Origin of the sequence: Caldimonas manganoxidans ATCC BAA-369, from assembly GCF_000381125.1 — a bacterium.
In the GTDB taxonomy this organism is placed as follows: Bacteria; Pseudomonadota; Gammaproteobacteria; order Burkholderiales; family Burkholderiaceae_C; genus Caldimonas; species Caldimonas manganoxidans.
The window spans coordinates 58,771-74,624 of record NZ_KB905934.1 but is presented as its reverse complement, the minus strand read 5'-3'; the positions used below and the strand labels follow the sequence as shown (position 1 = coordinate 74,624).

At 67.9% G+C, this 15,854-nt stretch carries 17 protein-coding genes; 9 read left to right on the top strand and 8 right to left on the bottom strand.

What is annotated here, in order from left to right; genetic code table 11:
• The first annotated feature begins 254 nt into the window (after positions 1-254).
• The 7 genes from rpsP to F615_RS0105175 all read left to right on the top strand — a co-directional run bounded on the left by rpsP (position 255) and on the right by F615_RS0105175 (position 5,172).
• Positions 255-503 (top strand): 30S ribosomal protein S16, encoded by a 249-nt coding sequence (rpsP, locus tag F615_RS0105205; protein ID WP_019560116.1) that lies wholly within the window; start codon positions 255-257, stop codon positions 501-503.
• A 37-nt stretch (positions 504-540) separates the two neighbouring features.
• On the top strand, positions 541-1,110 hold the full coding sequence (gene rimM, locus F615_RS0105200; RefSeq protein WP_019560115.1) for a ribosome maturation factor RimM: 570 nt from the start codon (positions 541-543) through the stop codon (positions 1,108-1,110).
• A 15-nt stretch (positions 1,111-1,125) separates the two neighbouring features.
• Complete coding sequence (gene trmD / locus F615_RS0105195; RefSeq protein ID WP_019560114.1) at positions 1,126-1,890, top strand: tRNA (guanosine(37)-N1)-methyltransferase TrmD; 765 nt, start codon at positions 1,126-1,128, stop codon at positions 1,888-1,890.
• A 101-nt stretch (positions 1,891-1,991) separates the two neighbouring features.
• Positions 1,992-2,345, top strand: a complete 354-nt coding sequence (gene rplS / locus F615_RS0105190; RefSeq protein ID WP_019560113.1) for a 50S ribosomal protein L19 — start codon at positions 1,992-1,994, stop codon at positions 2,343-2,345.
• Positions 2,346-2,437: 92 nt separating this feature from the next.
• Positions 2,438-3,115: a CoA pyrophosphatase gene (locus tag F615_RS0105185; protein ID WP_019560112.1), complete on the top strand. Its 678-nt coding sequence runs from the start codon at positions 2,438-2,440 to the stop codon at positions 3,113-3,115.
• Positions 3,116-3,145: 30 nt separating this feature from the next.
• Positions 3,146-4,135, top strand: coding sequence for a CobD/CbiB family protein (locus F615_RS0105180; protein ID WP_026330046.1), 990 nt, complete (start codon positions 3,146-3,148; stop codon positions 4,133-4,135).
• A gap of 92 nt (positions 4,136-4,227) precedes the next feature.
• Positions 4,228-5,172: a CysB family HTH-type transcriptional regulator gene (locus F615_RS0105175; protein ID WP_019560110.1), complete on the top strand. Its 945-nt coding sequence runs from the start codon at positions 4,228-4,230 to the stop codon at positions 5,170-5,172.
• Position 5,173: 1 nt separating this feature from the next.
• Here F615_RS0105175 and cysW read toward each other — a convergent pair whose 3' ends face one another.
• The 6 genes from cysW to F615_RS0105145 form a co-directional block, all read right to left on the bottom strand.
• Entirely contained in the window at positions 5,174-6,064 is an 891-nt protein-coding gene (cysW, locus tag F615_RS0105170) for a sulfate ABC transporter permease subunit CysW (protein WP_019560109.1), read from the bottom strand.
• A gap of 14 nt (positions 6,065-6,078) precedes the next feature.
• A complete protein-coding gene (gene cysT / locus F615_RS0105165) occupies positions 6,079-6,918 on the bottom strand; it encodes a sulfate ABC transporter permease subunit CysT (RefSeq protein ID WP_019560108.1) in 840 nt (279 codons plus the stop codon).
• Positions 6,919-6,927: 9 nt separating this feature from the next.
• Positions 6,928-7,941: a sulfate ABC transporter substrate-binding protein gene (locus tag F615_RS0105160; protein ID WP_019560107.1), complete on the bottom strand. Its 1,014-nt coding sequence runs from the start codon at positions 7,939-7,941 to the stop codon at positions 6,928-6,930.
• Between the two features lie 117 nt (positions 7,942-8,058).
• Positions 8,059-8,976, bottom strand: coding sequence for a ribosome small subunit-dependent GTPase A (gene rsgA / locus F615_RS0105155; RefSeq protein ID WP_026330045.1), 918 nt, complete (start codon positions 8,974-8,976; stop codon positions 8,059-8,061).
• A 6-nt stretch (positions 8,977-8,982) separates the two neighbouring features.
• Positions 8,983-9,306 (bottom strand): 4a-hydroxytetrahydrobiopterin dehydratase, encoded by a 324-nt coding sequence (locus F615_RS0105150; protein ID WP_019560105.1) that lies wholly within the window; start codon positions 9,304-9,306, stop codon positions 8,983-8,985.
• A complete protein-coding gene (locus tag F615_RS0105145; RefSeq protein ID WP_019560104.1) occupies positions 9,303-10,595 on the bottom strand; it encodes a M48 family metallopeptidase in 1,293 nt (430 codons plus the stop codon). Before F615_RS0105145 ends, F615_RS0105150 begins: the two co-directional genes overlap by 4 nt.
• A gap of 74 nt (positions 10,596-10,669) precedes the next feature.
• Here F615_RS0105145 and orn point away from each other — a divergent pair, with 74 nt between their 5' ends.
• A complete protein-coding gene (gene orn, locus F615_RS0105140; protein WP_019560103.1) occupies positions 10,670-11,251 on the top strand; it encodes an oligoribonuclease in 582 nt (193 codons plus the stop codon).
• Positions 11,199-11,600: a YkgJ family cysteine cluster protein gene (locus F615_RS17810; protein ID WP_310731997.1), complete on the top strand. Its 402-nt coding sequence runs from the start codon at positions 11,199-11,201 to the stop codon at positions 11,598-11,600. The genes orn and F615_RS17810 overlap by 53 nt, the downstream gene beginning before the upstream one ends.
• Here the strand turns inward: F615_RS17810 and F615_RS0105130 are convergent.
• Positions 11,597-12,964 carry a DUF3999 family protein gene (locus tag F615_RS0105130; RefSeq protein ID WP_019560101.1) on the bottom strand — a complete coding sequence of 456 codons (1,368 nt, stop codon included), beginning with the start codon at positions 12,962-12,964 and terminating at the stop codon, positions 11,597-11,599. The two genes, F615_RS17810 and F615_RS0105130, sit on opposite strands and share 4 nt — an antisense overlap.
• Before the next feature lie 14 nt (positions 12,965-12,978).
• Entirely contained in the window at positions 12,979-15,798 is a 2,820-nt protein-coding gene (locus F615_RS0105125) for a DUF2339 domain-containing protein (RefSeq protein ID WP_211211783.1), read from the bottom strand.
• Positions 15,799-15,854: the final 56 nt, after the last annotated feature.

The following is a 15,854-nucleotide window of genomic DNA, read 5'->3' as shown; positions in this document are numbered from 1 at the left end:
GCCACTGTACCGCGGACAGGGGCCAGGGCGCGCGCTGCCTTGGGGTGTCCGGCAAGGGGGGCGCCCAAGGCTCGACCGCTTCGGGTCGATCTGGCTATAATTTCGGGTTCCCGACGCTGGCCTAGCCGGGTGGCAGGCGTATCTACGGCGTTGGGGCGGAACATTTACCTACGTTAGGCCGTGTGCACCTTCCGACTGCCCTGAGTGTCTCCAGTGGCCAGGGAATCCGCGCAGGCCGGGTACAAGGACTCAGCATGGTCGTGATTCGTCTTGCCCGTGGCGGCTCCAAGAAGCGCCCCTTCTACAACATCGTGGCGGCCGATGCCCGCAACCGCCGCGACGGCCGGTTCCTCGAGCGCGTGGGCTTTTACAACCCCGTGGCTTCCGGGGCTGCCGAGGCCCTGCGCGTGGCGCATGATCGGGTGGAGTATTGGGTCAGCCATGGCGCCCAGGTCTCGCCCACGGTGGCCCGCCTGATCAAGCAAGCCAAGGCGGCGGCCTGAGCCGCTTGCGGCTGCACAGTCTGCTGCCGCCTGCCCCATGAGTGCCGTGGCCGATGACGATCTGGCATGGCCCTCGGATGCCGTGGAAGTCGGCCGTGTGCTCGATGCCTGGGGGGTCAAAGGCTGGATCAAGGTGTTGCCGTATTCGGCCGATCCGCAGGCCTTGTTCTCTTCCAGGCGCTGGTTCATCGAACCGCCCCAAGGGCCACGTCCGGCCGCGCGGCCGATGCCTCGCTCGCTGCGCATCACCGCGGTGCGTGAGCATGGCGATGCGGTCGTGGCCCAAGCTCGTGAGCTGCCGGACCGCAACGCCGCTGAAGTGCTCAAAGGCGCGCGCATCTTCGTTTCGCGCGCGAGTTTTCCCACGGCCGGCGAGGGAGAGTACTACTGGGTCGATCTCATCGGGCTGGCGGTCGTCAACCGCCAGGGTCAGACCCTGGGCCGCGTGGTCGACTTGATGGACACCGGGGCCCACAGCATCTTGAGGGTGGTGGACGACTCCACCGATGCGCCGACCGAGCGGCTGATCCCCTTCGTGGCGGTGTATGTCGATCAGGTCGATACCGCGGCTGGCCGCATCCTCGTTGACTGGGGCTTGGATTACTGAAGCGCCCGCCCGTCCATGCGCTTCGACGTCATCACGCTGTTTCCGGATCTCTTCCCGCCGTTTCTGACCCAGGGCGTGACCCGCCGCGCCTATGAATCCGGCCAGGTGGATGTGCACCTGTGGCCGCTGCGCGACTTCGCCGAGGACGCCTATCGCCGCGTGGATGACCGCGCCTATGGCGGCGGGCCGGGCATGGTGATGCTGGTGGAGCCCTTGCAGCGGGCGCTGACGGCCGTGCAGCAGCGTCGCAGCGCGCAGGCAGCGCCCCGTGCGCCGGTGGTGTGGTTTTCGCCGGCGGGTCGGCGCATCGATCAGGCGCTGTTACGCCAGTGGGCGCATGGGCCGGGCGCCATCTTGGTGTGTGGTCGCTACGAGGGCGTGGATCAGCGGTTCATCGACCGTCATGTGGATCTGGAGCTGAGCCTGGGCGACTTCGTGCTGTCCGGCGGCGAGATCGCGGCGCTGGCCCTGCTCGATGGGGTGGCCCGGCTCCAACCCGGGGTGCTGAACGATCCGGCCTCCCATGAGCAAGACAGCTTCAGCGACGGGCTGCTCGATTGCCCGCATTACAGCCGCCCCGAAGTGCTGCACACGCCCGAGGGGCCGCTGGCCGTGCCCGAGGTGTTGCGATCGGGCCATCATGCTCGCATTGCCCAGTGGCGGCGTCAGCAGTCGCTGCGTCTGACGGCCGAGCGCCGCCCCGACCTGATCGCCGCGGCCCGCGCCGCCGGGCGCCTCAGCCCCGAGGACGAGCGCTATTTGGCCTCTCTGGGGCTATAATCACGGGTTTTGGTGATCCTCTGCCGGGCCGGCCCCTTCGATCCAATCGGGGCCTTTACACCGATGAACAACCCCCCCCGCGCACGATCCTTGGAGTGACCATGAACCTCATCCAGACGCTCGAGCAAGAAGAGATTGCTCGCCTGAACAAGACCATCCCAGAGTTTGCCCCCGGTGACACCGTGGTGGTCAATGTCAATGTGGTCGAAGGCAACCGCAAGCGCGTGCAGGCGTACGAAGGTGTCGTGATTGCCAAGCGCAACCGCGGCTTGAATTCGAGCTTCATCGTGCGCAAGATCTCCAGCGGGGAGGGCGTGGAGCGCACCTTCCAGCTCTACAGCCCGTTGATCGCCTCGATCGAAGTCAAGCGCCGCGGTGATGTGCGCCGCGCCAAGCTGTACTACCTGCGTCAACGCAGCGGCAAGTCGGCCCGGATCAAAGAGAAGCTGTCCTGATCTGGATCAACGGGTGGCCCCCCAAAGCCCCCTCTGGCAAGCCGCCTGCGCGCATGGTCGCCCAGGCGGCTTTTCCATGAAGGCGTCCTCCTATGGCCTTCATTCGTGATCCGCAGGCGTTTCCGGTGGTGGGCGTCGATGCGCACTTGCCCCCGGTGGCCGAGGCCTGTCTGACGCCGCAAGCCCTGCGCGAGCGCTTTGCGCGTCCGCCCGTGTGGACGCCCGAGGTGTTGGTCGAGCGGCGCTTGGTCGCCCGAGAGCCGGCCCACGCGGCCGTGCTGGTGCCCTTGGTGCAGCGCCCGCAAGGCCTGACCGTGCTGCTGACGCAGCGCACCGAGCACTTGAGCGACCATCCCGGGCAGATCAGCTTTCCTGGCGGACGCTGCGAACCCACGGACCGGGATGCAGCCGAGACGGCCTTGCGCGAGGCCGAGGAGGAGGTGGGGCTGGACCGTCGGCATGTGGAGGTCATCGGCCAGTTGCCGGTGTACAAAACGGTCACTGCCTTTTCGGTGACGCCGGTGGTGGCGCTGGTGCAGCCTGTCTTCGAGCTGCGGGTGGACCCCAGCGAAGTGGCCGAAGTGTTCGAGGTGCCACTGGCCTTTCTGATGAGCCCGGCCCACCACCAGCGCCATGCGGTGGAGTTCGCCGGCGAGCGGCGGGAGTTCTTCTCGATGCCCTGGCAGCCGCCCGGCCGCGACCGCCCCTACTTCATTTGGGGCGCCACCGCGGCGATGCTGCGCAACTTCTATCGCTTTCTCGCAGCGTAGCGGCAGTGGGTGGCCGCTATCATGCCGGCCATGAGTTTCTTTTCCGTCCTGCTGGCGCTGCTGCTGGAGCAATTGAAACCGCTGCGCGGCGGCAATCTGATCCATGACACGTTGGTCGGCTGGGTCCATTGGGCCGGCCGCAATTTCGACGCCGGCCGGCCGGTGCATGCCTGGGTGGTGTGGTGCATCACGGTGATCGTGCCTGCGCTGCTGGCCTTTGGGATCTATCTGTCGATGGCCCGGCACAGTTTGCTCGTCGCGCTGGCCTGGAACGTGGTCGTGCTGTATCTGACGCTGGGCTTCCGGCAGTTCAGCCATTACTTCACCGACATCCGCGATGCGCTGGAACGCGGCGACGAGCTGCGTGCCCGCCAGCTGTTCGCCCAGTGGCGCCACATGGACACGAGCGAGCTGCCGCATGCCGAGCTGCTGCGGCACGTGATCGAGCATTCGCTGCTGGCCGCCCATCGCCATGTGTTCGGCGTGTTTTTCTGGTTCATCGTGTTGGCCGCCGTGGGGCTGGGGCCGGCCGGAGCGGTGCTGTACCGCATGGCCGAGTTTTCGAGTCGCTACTGGGCCTACCGCAGCCATACCGTGGGCGTGCCGACCAATCCCAGCTTGATGGCCTTGGCGCAGCGCTTGTTCGATGGGATGGACCATCTGCCGGCGCGGCTGACGGCCTTCGGTTTTGCCGTGGTGGGCAACTTCGAGGATGCCATCGACAGCTGGCGCCGTCATGCCGGGCTGTGGCAGCACACCAGCGACGGCATCATCCTGGCGGCCGCCGCCGGTGCCGTGGGTGTGCGTTTGGGGGGCAGCAGCGCTCCGGGGCTGAGTGTCGATCGCAGCAAGACCTTCGAGGCCGGGGCCCCTGTGGGTGCCACCGAGGCCGAGGGCGACACCGGCGGCCAGCCGCCCGCGCTGGGCCATCTGCGTAGCATCGTCGGCCTGGTGTGGCGCTCGGTGGTCTTGTGGATGTTGTTGCTGGCCTTGTTGACCTTGGCCAACCTGATCGGTTGAGCTGCGAATCACCGGCTTTATGAGGTTTTTGAAGCAATAAACAACTTTTTATTCGTTGCAGGGCAGGTTCGGCTGGCCTCAGCATCTGGGCCATGAACTTTCAGCAATTGCGCTCGGTACGGGAGGCGGCGCGGCGGGGCTTCAACCTGACGGACGTCGCCCAGGCGCTGCACACCTCACAGCCCGGGGTCAGCCGGCAGATCCGCGAACTGGAGGAGGAGTTGGGGCTGCAGATCTTCGTGCGTGCTGGCAAGCGGCTGACAGGGCTCACCCCGGCCGGGCGGCAGGTGCTGCCCATCATCGAGCGCATGCTGCAGGATGCGGACAACCTGCGCCGCGCGGCAGAGGACTTCGTGCAGCAGTCGCGAGGCCGGCTGTCGATTGCAGCCACGCATTCTCAGGCGCGTTACGCATTGCCGCCGGCGGTCAGCGAGTTCCGTCGGCACTTCCCCGAGGTCATGCTCCATCTGCATCAGGGCTCGCCGCGGCAAGTGGCCGAGATGCTGTTGTCGGGCGAGGCCGACATCGGCATTGCCACCGAGGCGTTGGCACTCTACGAGGACTTGGTGGCCCTGCCGTGCTACCGCTGGACGCACTGCCTGCTCGTGCCCCCGGGTCACGAGCTGCTGGAGGGGGGGCCGCTGACGCTGGAGCGCATCGCAGGCTATCCCATCGTGACCTATGACGAGGGCTATACCGGCCGCTCTCACATCGACGAGGCGTTCGCGCGTGCCGGCCTGACACCCAATATCGTGCTGACCGCGATGGATGCCGACGTCATCAAGACCTATGTCGAGCTCGGACTGGGGTTGGGCATCGTGGCCTCCATCGCCTATGACGAAGAGCGCGACCGGCAGTTGCGGGCCATCGATGCGCGCCATCTGTTCGCGATGAACATGACCAAGCTGGCCATCCGTCGCGGCACTTTTCTGCGCGGCTATGTGTATGCCTTCATCGAATCGTTCGCCCCGACGCTCTCCCGCGCCGTGGTCGAGCAAGCGATGGCCGCCGCGCCGGGGGCGAGCTTCGAGATCTGAGTCAGCGGCCGTCTTGCGCCAGGGCCTTCTGGCCCTTGACCCGCTGCTCGACCAGGTACTTCAGCACCAGCGTCACCAGGGCCAGCATCGCCAGCAGCGAGGCCACGGCAAACGCGGCGGCGAACTGGTACTCGTTGTAGAGGATCTCGATGTGCAGCGGCATCGTGTTGGTCTCGCCGCGGATGTGGCCGGACACCACCGAGACCGCTCCGAACTCGCCAAAGGCCCGCGCATTGCACAGGATCACGCCGTACAGCAGCGCCCATTTCACATTGGGCAGGGTCACGCGCCAGAAGATCTGCCCGCCGGAAGCCCCGAGCACGCGGGCGGCTTCTTCCTGTTCCTGGCCCTGCGCCTGCATCAGCGGGATGAGCTCGCGCGCGACGAAGGGGAAGGTCACGAAGACCGTGGCCAGCACGATGCCGGGCACGGCGAAGATCACCTTCAGGTCGTGCTCGCGCAGCCACTCGCCGAACCAGCCTTGCAGGCCGAAGACCAGCACATAGATCAGGCCCGCGATCACCGGCGACACCGAAAACGGCAGGTCGATGAGCGTGAGCAGCACGTTCTTGCCGCGGAAGTCGAACTTCGCGATCGCCCAGGCGGCGGCCACGCCGAACACCAGGTTCAGCGGCACGGCGATCGCAGCGGTGAGCAGCGTCAGCCGGATGGCCGCGCGTGCATCGGGCTCGACCACGGCGGCCGCGGCCACCTCCCAGCCCTTGCGCAAGGCCTCGACGAAGACGGTGACCAGCGGGATGAAGAGGAACAGCGTGAGAAAGCCCAGCGCCACGCCGATCAGCGTCCAGCGCACCCAGGGCGCTTCCTCGGTGGCGCGCCGATGGGTCTTGGGGGTCGAAGCGACCGAGGGGTGCAGCGCAATGGCCGACATACGTGGGGTCTCCTTCAGCTCGCCTGGCCCTGGCGTCGTCGCGCCCAGGCCTGCAGCAGGTTGATGATGAGCAGCAGCACGAAGGCAGCCACCAGCATCACCACGGCTATCGCGGTGGCGCCGGCATAGTCGTACTGCTCGAGCTTGGTGACGATGAGCAGGGGAGTGATCTCCGAGAGCATCGGCATGTTGCCGGCGATGAAGATCACCGAGCCGTACTCGCCCAGAGCGCGCGCAAACGCCAGCGCAAAGCCGGTGAGCAGCGCCGGTGCCACGATGGGCAGGATCACGCGTGAAAAGGTCTGCCAGCGGTTCGCGCCGAGTGTGGCGGCCGCCTCCTCCAGTTCCTGGTGCAGGTCTTCCAGCACCGGCTGCACGGTGCGCACCACAAAGGGCAGGCCGATGAAGGTGAGCGCCACGAACACGCCCAGCGGGGTGAAGGCCACCTGGAAGGGCAGCCACTGGCCGATCCAGCCGGTGTGCGCGTAGAGCGCCGTGAGCGCGATGCCCGCCACCGCGGTGGGCAGGGCAAAGGGCAGGTCCACCAGGGCATCGACCACGCGCTTGCCGGGCAAGGGGTAGCGCACCAGGACCCAGGCGACGATGAAGCCGAATACCGCGTTGACCAGCGCGGCAGCCAGCGAGGTGCCGAAGCTGAGCCGGTAGGAGGCCAGCACGCGCGGGCTGCCGACGGCCTCCCAGAAGGCGTCCCAGGTGAGCGTGAAGGTCTTGAGGAAGGCCGCCGACAGCGGGATGAGCACCACCAGGCTCAGGTAGAGCAGGGTGACGCCCAGCGCCAGGTCGAAACCGGGCAGCACGCTGTGGCGCTTGAGCAGCAGGCGCGAGAACACCATGGTGGCAACTCAGCGGCGCGTGAAGATCTGGTCGAAGACGCCCCCATCGTTGAAGTGGGTGGCCTGGGCCTTGGTCCAGCCGCCGAAGACCTCGTCGATGGTGAAGAGCGAGACTTTCGCGAACTGCGAGGCGTATTTCTTCGCGACCGCCGGATCGACAGGACGGTAGTAGTGGCGCCCGGCGATGTCCTGACCCTGTGGCGAGTAGAGGAATTCGAGGTAGGCGGTGGCCACTTCGCGGGTGCCCTTGCGGTCGACCACCTTGTCCACCACGGTCACCGGCGGCTCGGCCAGGATGCTGACCGAGGGGACGACGAGGTCGAACTTGTTTGGCCCCAGTTCCTTGACCGCCAGAAAGGCTTCGTTCTCCCAGGAAAGCAGCACGTCACCGATGCCGCGTTCGGTGAAGGTGGTCAGCGCGCCGCGGGCGCCGGAGTCGAGCACGGGGACGTTCTTGTACAAGGCGGTGACGAACTCGCGCGCCTTGGCCTCGTTGCCGCCGGGCTTCTTCAAGGCGTAGCCCCAGGCGGCCAGATAGTTCCAGCGCGCGCCGCCGGAGGTCTTGGGGTTGGGGGTGACGACGGTGATGCCGGGCTTGACGAGGTCATCCCAGTCCCGAATGCCCTTGGGGTTGCCCTTGCGCACCAGGAAGACGATGGTGGAGGTGTAGGGCGAGCTGTTGTGAGGCAGGCGTTTTTGCCAGTCGGCCGGGATGAGTTGAGCCTTGGCATGCAGCTCGTCGATGTCATAGGCCAGCGCCAGGGTCACGACGTCGGCATCCAGCCCGTCGATGACCGAGCGGGCCTGACGGCCCGAGCCGCCATGGGACTGGCGTACCGTCACGGTGTGGCCGGTCTTGGCCTTCCAGTGGGCGGCGAAGGCCTTGTTGAACTCGGCGTAGAACTCGCGCGTGGGGTCGTAGGAGACGTTGAGCAGGGCCAGGTCCTTGGCGAATGCCGTGGGCATGGCGCCGGCCAAGGCCAGCCCGGCAGCCAGCAGGCGAAGACGGTGGAGCAGGTGCATGGAGAATCCTCGATCGAAAGCCATTGGACAATGGCCCCGATGCTAGGAACTCGCCCCTGCAGAGGGAACGAAGCAATGCGACGATGGATATGCGGCCAACGAGGATGGGCCGCAGGACTACCAGCGCGGCTGGCTCAGTTCCTCGTAAATCTCGGTGTAGATCCGGTAGCGGTTCTCGGTGATGTGCCCCGCTTGCACGGCCGCCCGCACGGCGCAGCCGGGTTCGTGACGATGGGTGCAGTTGTAGAAGCGGCAGCCGGCCACGTGCTCGCGCAGGTCGGGCATGTAGGCCGGCAGTTGGGCGGCCTCGAGGTGACGCAGGCCAAATTCCTGGAAACCGGGCGAGTCGATGAGCGCGCTTTGGCGACCTTCGTCCAGCCAGTACCACTGGGTGTGGGTGGTGGTGTGGCGGCCGGAGTTGAGTGCCCGCGAGATCTCGCCCACCTGAGCCTGGGCCTGCGGCACCATCAGGTTGATGAGCGTGCTTTTGCCCGTGCCGGAGGGCCCCATCACGAAGCTGGTGCGACCCTGCAGTTGCGGACCGAGCAGGGCGCGCGCCTCGTCGGGGCGGGCCTGGAGCGAAAGTTCCAGCACCGGGTAGCCCATCGCGCGGTAGGGGGCCAGGCGTTCACGAGCGGCTCCTGTGTGGGGCAGGTCGGTCTTGTTGAGCACGATGAGCGCCGGGATGCCGGCATGCTCGGCGGCGATCAGCGAGCGGCTGAGTTGGGACTCGCTGAAGACCGGCTCGCTGGCCACCAGCAGCAGCACCTGGTCGAGGTTGGCCGCGAAGGACTTGGTTTTCCATTCGTCCTGCCGGTACAGCAGGTTGCGGCGCGGCTCCAGCCCCTCGATCACGCCTTGGTCGCCAGTGTTGGACAGCGCGGCCTGCCAGCGCACGCGGTCGCCGACCACATAGTCGCTCTTCTTGCCGCGCGGGTGGCAGGTCAGGCGTCTGCCTTCCGGGGTTTCGATGACATAGTGGCGGCCATGGCTGGCCACCACGAGTCCCAGATCGAGTTCAGCGTGTTGAACCAAGGCGGATCAGGCGAGCAAGGCGTCGGCCTTGGCTGCGCAGATGAAGTCGTTGATCGAAATGCCGCCGACGGAGTGGGTGTTGAAGCGTACCTGGCAGCTGTTGTACTTGACCAGCAAGTCGGGATGATGGTCCTCGGTGTGGGCGATCCAGGCCAGTGCGTTCACGAAGGCCAGGGTCTCATGGTAGTTCTTGAAGCCGTAAGTCTTCTCGATGGCGCCGTCTTTGAGCGTCCAGCCTTCGGCCTGACGCAAATAGGCCTGGATCTCGCTGTCACTCATGGCCTGGCCGCCCTCCAGGGGCTTGCATTTTTGGGTCAGCAGTGGGTTCATGGTGTCGAAGCGGTGAGGTTTCGGGTCAGGGCCCGCATGGCCGCCAGGCGTTGCGCCGCCGGCGGGTGAGAATAGTAAAAGCGCACGTACCAGGGGTCTGGCGTCAGCGTCGAGGCATTGTCCTCGTAGAGCTTGAGCAGCGCACGGGACAGATCCTGCCCGCTGGCCTGGGCACATGCATAGGCATCGGCCTCGTACTCGTGGCGGCGCGAGACGGCGGCCATCCATGGCAAGAGGAAGGTGCCGACCACGGGAGCCACCATCATGAACAAGAGCAGGGCCAGCGCATCATTGGGGGCAGCCAGATTGGGCTGCACGCCCAGGCCGGTGTAGAACCAGGCCTGGCCCGACAGCCAACCCAGCAACGCAAAGCCCAGCAGGCTCAGGCCAAACAGGCCCACCATGCGCTTGAGCACATGGCGGCGCTTGAAGTGGCCCAGTTCGTGCGCCAGCACGGCTTCCACCTCGCCGGGCGAGAGCTTGTTCAGCAGGGTGTCGAAGAACACCACACGCTTGGCGGCGCCAAAGCCGGTGAAATACGCATTGGCGTGGGCGCTGCGCTTGGAGCCGTCCATCACGTACAGGCCCTTGGCGGCAAAGCCGCAGCGCGCCATCAGGCCTTCGACGCGCTGGCGCAAGCCCTCGTCGGCCAGCGGCTCGAAGGTGTTGAACAGCGGGGCGATGAGCGTCGGATAGAGCACCAGCATCAGCAGGTTGAAGCCCACCCAGACGGCCCAGGCCCAGAGCCACCAACTGGGCCCGGCCGCGCCCATCAGCCACAGCACCAGGGCGGCCAGCGGCAGGCCGATCAGGGCGCCGACCAAGGCGGCCTTGACCAAGTCGGCCAGGAACAAGCCCACGCTCATGCGGTTGAAGCCGAAGCGTTGCTCGATGCGGAAGGTGGCCCAGGCATCGAAGGGCAGGTCCAGCAGCCAGCCGATCACGGCCACCGCGGCCAGCAGGGTCAGTTGGTAGGCGAGGTCGCCCCAGACTGGCTGCACCGCATCGCGCACCATGACGTTGAGCGCATCCAGGCCGCCCAGCAGCGTCCAGCCCAGCAGCACCGCCGCCGCGAAGGCATCGGACAGGAGGCTGAAGCGGGTTTTGGCGATGGTGTAGTCGGCCGCGCGGCGATGAGCTTCGAGGGGGATGGTGGCTTCGAAGCCGGCCGGGACGCGCGCGCGATGGCGCGCCACGTGCCGGATCTGCCGGGACGCGAGCCAGACCTTCACCACCCAGTGAGCGATGAGGACGGCAGCAAAAAGCAGGGCCAGCGTGTCGGATTGCATGGGGCCACAGTGTAGGACGCCGGCAAGACCTTGGCTGAATCACCGAAAATCGCGGCCCAACACGAGGAGCTTTTATGAATGACACCGCCTGCGCTGCCGACACCGTGGCCCTGGCCCACAGCGACACCAATCTGGTCTGGATCGACCTGGAGATGACCGGCTTGTCACCCGAGCGTGATCGCATCATCGAAGTGGCGGTGGTGGTCACGGACGCACAGCTGCAACTGCGCGTGGAAGGCCCGGTCTACGCGATTCACCAGAGCGACGAGGTGCTCGATGCGATGGATGCATGGAACAAGGGCACCCATGGCCGCTCGGGCCTGATCGACCGGGTCAAGGCGTCGTCGGTGGATGAACGGCAGGCCCAGCATGACGTGATCGAGTTCCTGAAGCGCTATGTGCCGAAGAACACCTCGCCCATGTGCGGCAACTCGATCTGCCAAGACCGCCGCTTCTTGGCCAAGCACATGCCTGAATTGGAAGCGTTTTTCCACTACCGCAACCTGGACGTCAGCACCTTGAAGGAGCTGGCGCGACGTTGGAAGCCCGAAGTGCTGGCAGGCTTCAAGAAAGCCCAGAAGCACACCGCGCTGGCCGACATCCATGAGTCCATCGATGAGCTGCGCTACTACCGGGAGCACTTGCTCAAGGTCTGAGCCTGCTTCGACGCAGGCATCCCCATGCCTGACATGTGGGGCATGCTGCGCGACGTTTCGTGTGTCGTTTTATTGGGCCGAGGCCGATGAGCATCCCGGCGGGACGGTGCCCTCGGCCTTGACCACGGCGGTGGCTCCGATGCGCCTGGCCATGCGTGGCACCGACCGGGCCACGCCGCGCTGCGTGGCCTTGGACGGCGAGATCGGCCGCTCGGTGGCCTGTCGCATCTACGCGCTCAGACCCTCGCCGTGCCGGGAGTTCAACTGGCATGGCGAGCAGGGCGAGCCGAACGAGCGCTGCAACCGCGCGCGTCAGCGCCACGGCCTGCCGCCGCTGCCGCCGCCCTAGGGCGACCGGATGTCGCGCGACAGCCGCCGGGCCAGCAGCGCCAGCACGATCACGGCCAGGGCCAGCACGGCCCACAGCGCCCAGCGTCGCCAGTCGGCCGCGCTGGCCTGGGCGAGTCGCGCATGCCAGCCCTGGGCAGGGGCGGGTGCGAGGGTCACCGGGCCGGCCACGGCCTGGGGCAGGCGGTACTCTTGGCCGGCTTCGTAATGGGGCAGGAGCTGCGGCAGCGTCAGCGACGGGGCCACGGGCCCACCGGCCACCAGCCGGAACGGCGGCTCGCCGCGTGCCGCAAAGACCAGCTGCGGTGGGGTCCAGACGGCAAGGGCCTCCAGGGCGCCGTTGCCCAGTGCCGGGCTGCGCTCTTCCAGGCGCAATCGCCAGTGGCGCGCGGCCGGGGCGGTCCAGCGCACGGGGGGCGATCGCCATTCTTGGCCGTCGCGGTCCAGCCGGAAGGCCGTGAAGCGGGCCACCGGCTGCCAGGCCGCCTCGTCGCGATCGCGTTGTTCGAGCACCAGGCGGGCGACGCTGTTGCGCTGCGGCAGCTCCAGTCGCAGCTCTCGCAGAGGCACGGCACCACCGAGGTCGAGCGACCAGGCGCGCGGCGGACTCGTGCCGGCCTCGGGCTCGAAATGCAGCGGCGTGGTCGCGCTGGCCGCGCTGGCCTCGCGGGTGCGCCACAGGGCTTGCACCCCGGTCAGCCGGGCGGCGGGCTGCAGGCTCAGGCGCAGGTAGCGCAGGGCTGGGGCGGCCGCCGGCCACTCGATGCGGCGCTGCACCAGACGTTCGCCCGAGGCCGCGCCCACCCCCGGCACGTCGAGCAAGGCCGCTTCGGTGACGGTGTGCCATTGCCGCAGGTCGGCGCTGGATTCCACGCCAACGCGCAGGTGGCTGCCTTCGCCGGGCGTCTCCCAGGCCAGTTCGAGTGCGGCGAGCCACTCGGCGCTGCGATGGATGTCCGGGCCGAGGTCGAGCAGCCAGCGCGCGGAGGCGCTGCCTTGGGGGGAGGGCGCGGACGGGCCTTGGATGCGCACGACGGCCCCTTGGGCATCGACCTGCACCTGCACCGCGGTCTGGTCGCGGCCGCCGGTGCCGGGGTCGGGCCATGCGAAGCGGGGCAGTGGGGCGCTGCGTTCGCGTTCCAGCTCGGGCGGCGGCAGGGCCCAGGCCTGGGGCACGACCTCGCCCTGGGCGTTGAGCACCTGCAGGTCGGACCAGTCCGCGCGGCGGGAGGCGCGCAGCAGCTCCAGCGGGATTTCCACCCGCTGCAGGCCTTCGCCGGCCGTCAGTTGCAGGGGCGCTTGGGCCGCGGGCGTGGCCGATGCCGCCACCGCCCACAGCCCCGCGGCGGCAGCCGCCCCAACCATGCGTCGCCACCGAGTCATTGGCGGGCCTCCCGAACCGAGGCTGCCGGTGGCAGCGGGGACACATAGCCGATCACAAGCATCAGCAGGCCCACGCCGAGGAAGGTGACGATGCGGCGCAGCGTGTCGAGGCTGGCGAGATCGACGAAGAAGAGCTTGAGCACGACCACGGCCAACAGGCCGGCGCCGGCCAGCCACAAAGGGCGCGCCACCGAGGGGCCGGCTTTGCGGGTGGCCCAGAGCATGGCCGTCAGCGCCATCAGCGTCCACAAGATGGTCAACGCCATCTGCACGATGTCACTATACAGCGCGCCGTCCAGCCACATCGGCGTGTCGCTCCAATGGTGCAGGCTGCGTACCAGCATGGTGTTGATCCAGGCGAACACGACCGCAGCCGTCACGCCGACCACGGGCCGCTGCCACCACGGGGGCAGCGGGCCGGCGCCGCGCCACAGGCGCCAGGCATACAGCAGCCCCAGCGCATGACCGAGGTCCACCGGGTTGAGCAGGGGGAGGTTGGGCAGTGGCGCCATGTCCGCCGCATGGGTCAGGTTGACCCATGCGCTCCACAGCACCAGCAGCAACAGCCAAGGTGCATGCAGCCCGCGCAGCCACAGGGCAGCCGGTTCGGTGCGGTTCCACAGCACCCAGGCCAGGATCGTGGGCCCCACGATGGGGGCTACCGCGGTCCAGGCCAGGTGCGGGCCGATCTGCATGGAGGCCAGGGCGTGCAGCAGTATTGCGCCTTGCAGCATCGCAAACCAAGCCAGCCACAGACGCTCGGCGAATGTGGCGCGGCCCAGTCCATGGGCGTCGTGCAGGCGGCGCAACAGCCACACACCCACGGCCAGCACGCCGGCCGTGGCCAGCCAGCCGCCCTGATGGATGACATGCTCCCAGGGATACCAGGCGTTGAAGATCCAGCCGGCCACGCCGCCCATGGCCACCAGCGAGGCCCCCGCCCACAGCAGCCGGGCTGGGAGGCGCAGCGCCGGCCAAGCCAGGCGTCGATGGGCCAGTTCGAGTCCAACAGCCGTGGCCAGCCACAGCAGCACGAGTTGCGTGTCCGGGTTGGGCCATGCCCAGTAGGCCTCTTGCACCTCCGACCACAGGCCCGTCAGACACTGCAGCAGGCCCAGCGCCAGCAGGCCCCAGTGCACCGCTTGCCACAGCCCGGCCGGCGGGGTGCGGTTCCACACGGGCAGCGCGGTCTCGTCCGACGCTGGCGCGGGGGCATGGCGGTGTAGCAGCCAGGCGGACACCAGGGCCGATCCGCCCAACATCAGCGTGGACAGCCAGAATGCGTTGGCGAATACAGGGGCCTCGTACGGGCGCACGGAGAAGTCCCAGAACCAGGCTGCGGCCACCAGTTGCAGCAGCAGACCCAGGCCCGTGGCCCACCAGCGCCGCTGGCGCAGGCCGAGCCAGACGATGCCAGCGCCTTGTACGGCCCAGGCGGCGCTGGTCCATGATCCACCCAGTGCTAGCGGGGTGACCAGCAGCAGGAACACCACCCCGAGCGCGAACAGCCCCTCGATGAGCAGCAACAGCCGGCCGCCGCTGCGCTGCCACAGCCAGCGGCCCAGCACCAGGTACACGCCCGAAAGCACGGCGGCCGAGACGGCCAGGCCATAGGGCCAGTGGCTCACGAGACCGGCCTGCAGCCCGAAGGCGACGAGGGGCAGGCCAAAGAGCAGGCCCCCGTCGACCACTGGCAAGCCGCGCGGGGCGTCTTCACGCAGGAGTTGGCGGCTGTACTGCACGCAGATGTACAGGTAAAGCGCGAAATGCGCGATCAGGAAGGGTTCGGTGGTGGCGAAATGCTCGGGCCGCCACGAGCGCCAGCCCCACAGGCTGGCGATGCTGAAGGTGAACACGAAGCCCACCAGGTTGAGCAGCTTCCAGGCCTGGCGCGAGGCGATCCAGGCGATGGCCAGGTTGAGCACCAGGTAATAGCTGAACAGCGCCACATGGCTGCCCTGCCCGGTGGAGGCCACGACCGGTGCGAGGAAGCCACCGGCAAAGCCCAGCACGGCCAGCGGCAACGCTCGTTGCACGACGGCCATCACCGCCCCGGTGGCCGACAGGGCGAGCAGCAGGGCAAAGGCCAGGCCGGCTGGTACCACACCATAGAGCCGGAAGGCTGCGAAGATGGTGAGATAGAGCACACCGATGCCCGCTCCCTGCAGGCTCTGACCGTACCCGCGGCGGCGTTCGCGCAGGCGCCAGCCGATGACGGACAACCCCAACCCGCCCAGGGCGACTGCAGCCAGGCGCAGTTCGATGGGCAGCAAGGCATGCTCGGCCGCATAGCGCAGCAAGAAGGCCACGCCGAAGAACAGGATCAGCACGCCCACGCGCACGATGGTGTTGCCGCCGCGCAGCCAGGCCAAGGCGGTCTGGCCGAGCGAGGTGGTGACGGCCACACTGCGTTCATCGGGCGGGGCGGGCAAGGTCCGTGCGGCCGGTGCTGGCGCCGCCGGTGCAGGCGATGACGCGGGCGGCACCGGGGCGGCCCCATCTTTGACCCCATCTTTGACACGGGCCTCTGCGGCGGCCGCAGGAGCGGCCAGGGCTCGTGGGACGGAGGGCGCTGGATGGGGAGCCGGTGGTGTCTCGGAGGGGCGTGGGGGCTTGGCCATGGCGGGCACGGCGCCCGCAGCGGGGGCAGGCTGGGGTCGCTGGAGTTGCTGCTCCAGGGTGCGCACGCGGCGGTTCAGTTGCGCCAGCAGCATCCCGGTCAAGCCCCCCAGGGCCGCCAGGCCGAGGTCGCTGCCCAGGGTCTCGGCCAGGAGCCAAGCGGCCACCACGCCGAACAACCACCCGATCCACATCATCGGTTCCTCCCTTTGCGTTGCATGTTCTGTGGGCGCCTGCATTGTAGGGAGGGCGG

Bases quoted from the DNA above. Each gene is read 5' to 3' on its own strand.
- rpsP (WP_019560116.1), top strand. From the start codon at position 255: ATGGTCGTGATTCGTCTTGCCCGTGGCGGCTCCAAGAAGCGCCCCTTC.
- rimM (WP_019560115.1), top strand. From the start codon at position 541: ATGAGTGCCGTGGCCGATGACGATCTGGCATGGCCCTCGGATGCCGTG.
- trmD (WP_019560114.1), top strand. From the start codon at position 1,126: ATGCGCTTCGACGTCATCACGCTGTTTCCGGATCTCTTCCCGCCGTTT.
- rplS (WP_019560113.1), top strand. From the start codon at position 1,992: ATGAACCTCATCCAGACGCTCGAGCAAGAAGAGATTGCTCGCCTGAAC.
- F615_RS0105185 (WP_019560112.1), top strand. From the start codon at position 2,438: ATGGCCTTCATTCGTGATCCGCAGGCGTTTCCGGTGGTGGGCGTCGAT.
- F615_RS0105180 (WP_026330046.1), top strand. From the start codon at position 3,146: ATGAGTTTCTTTTCCGTCCTGCTGGCGCTGCTGCTGGAGCAATTGAAA.
- F615_RS0105175 (WP_019560110.1), top strand. From the start codon at position 4,228: ATGAACTTTCAGCAATTGCGCTCGGTACGGGAGGCGGCGCGGCGGGGC.
- cysW (WP_019560109.1), bottom strand. From the start codon at position 6,064: ATGTCGGCCATTGCGCTGCACCCCTCGGTCGCTTCGACCCCCAAGACC.
- cysT (WP_019560108.1), bottom strand. From the start codon at position 6,918: ATGGTGTTCTCGCGCCTGCTGCTCAAGCGCCACAGCGTGCTGCCCGGT.
- F615_RS0105160 (WP_019560107.1), bottom strand. From the start codon at position 7,941: ATGCACCTGCTCCACCGTCTTCGCCTGCTGGCTGCCGGGCTGGCCTTG.
- F615_RS0105150 (WP_019560105.1), bottom strand. From the start codon at position 9,306: ATGAACCCACTGCTGACCCAAAAATGCAAGCCCCTGGAGGGCGGCCAG.
- F615_RS0105145 (WP_019560104.1), bottom strand. From the start codon at position 10,595: ATGCAATCCGACACGCTGGCCCTGCTTTTTGCTGCCGTCCTCATCGCT.
- orn (WP_019560103.1), top strand. From the start codon at position 10,670: ATGAATGACACCGCCTGCGCTGCCGACACCGTGGCCCTGGCCCACAGC.
- F615_RS17810 (WP_310731997.1), top strand. From the start codon at position 11,199: ATGAGTCCATCGATGAGCTGCGCTACTACCGGGAGCACTTGCTCAAGG.
- F615_RS0105130 (WP_019560101.1), bottom strand. From the start codon at position 12,964: ATGGTTGGGGCGGCTGCCGCCGCGGGGCTGTGGGCGGTGGCGGCATCG.
- F615_RS0105125 (WP_211211783.1), bottom strand. From the start codon at position 15,798: ATGATGTGGATCGGGTGGTTGTTCGGCGTGGTGGCCGCTTGGCTCCTG.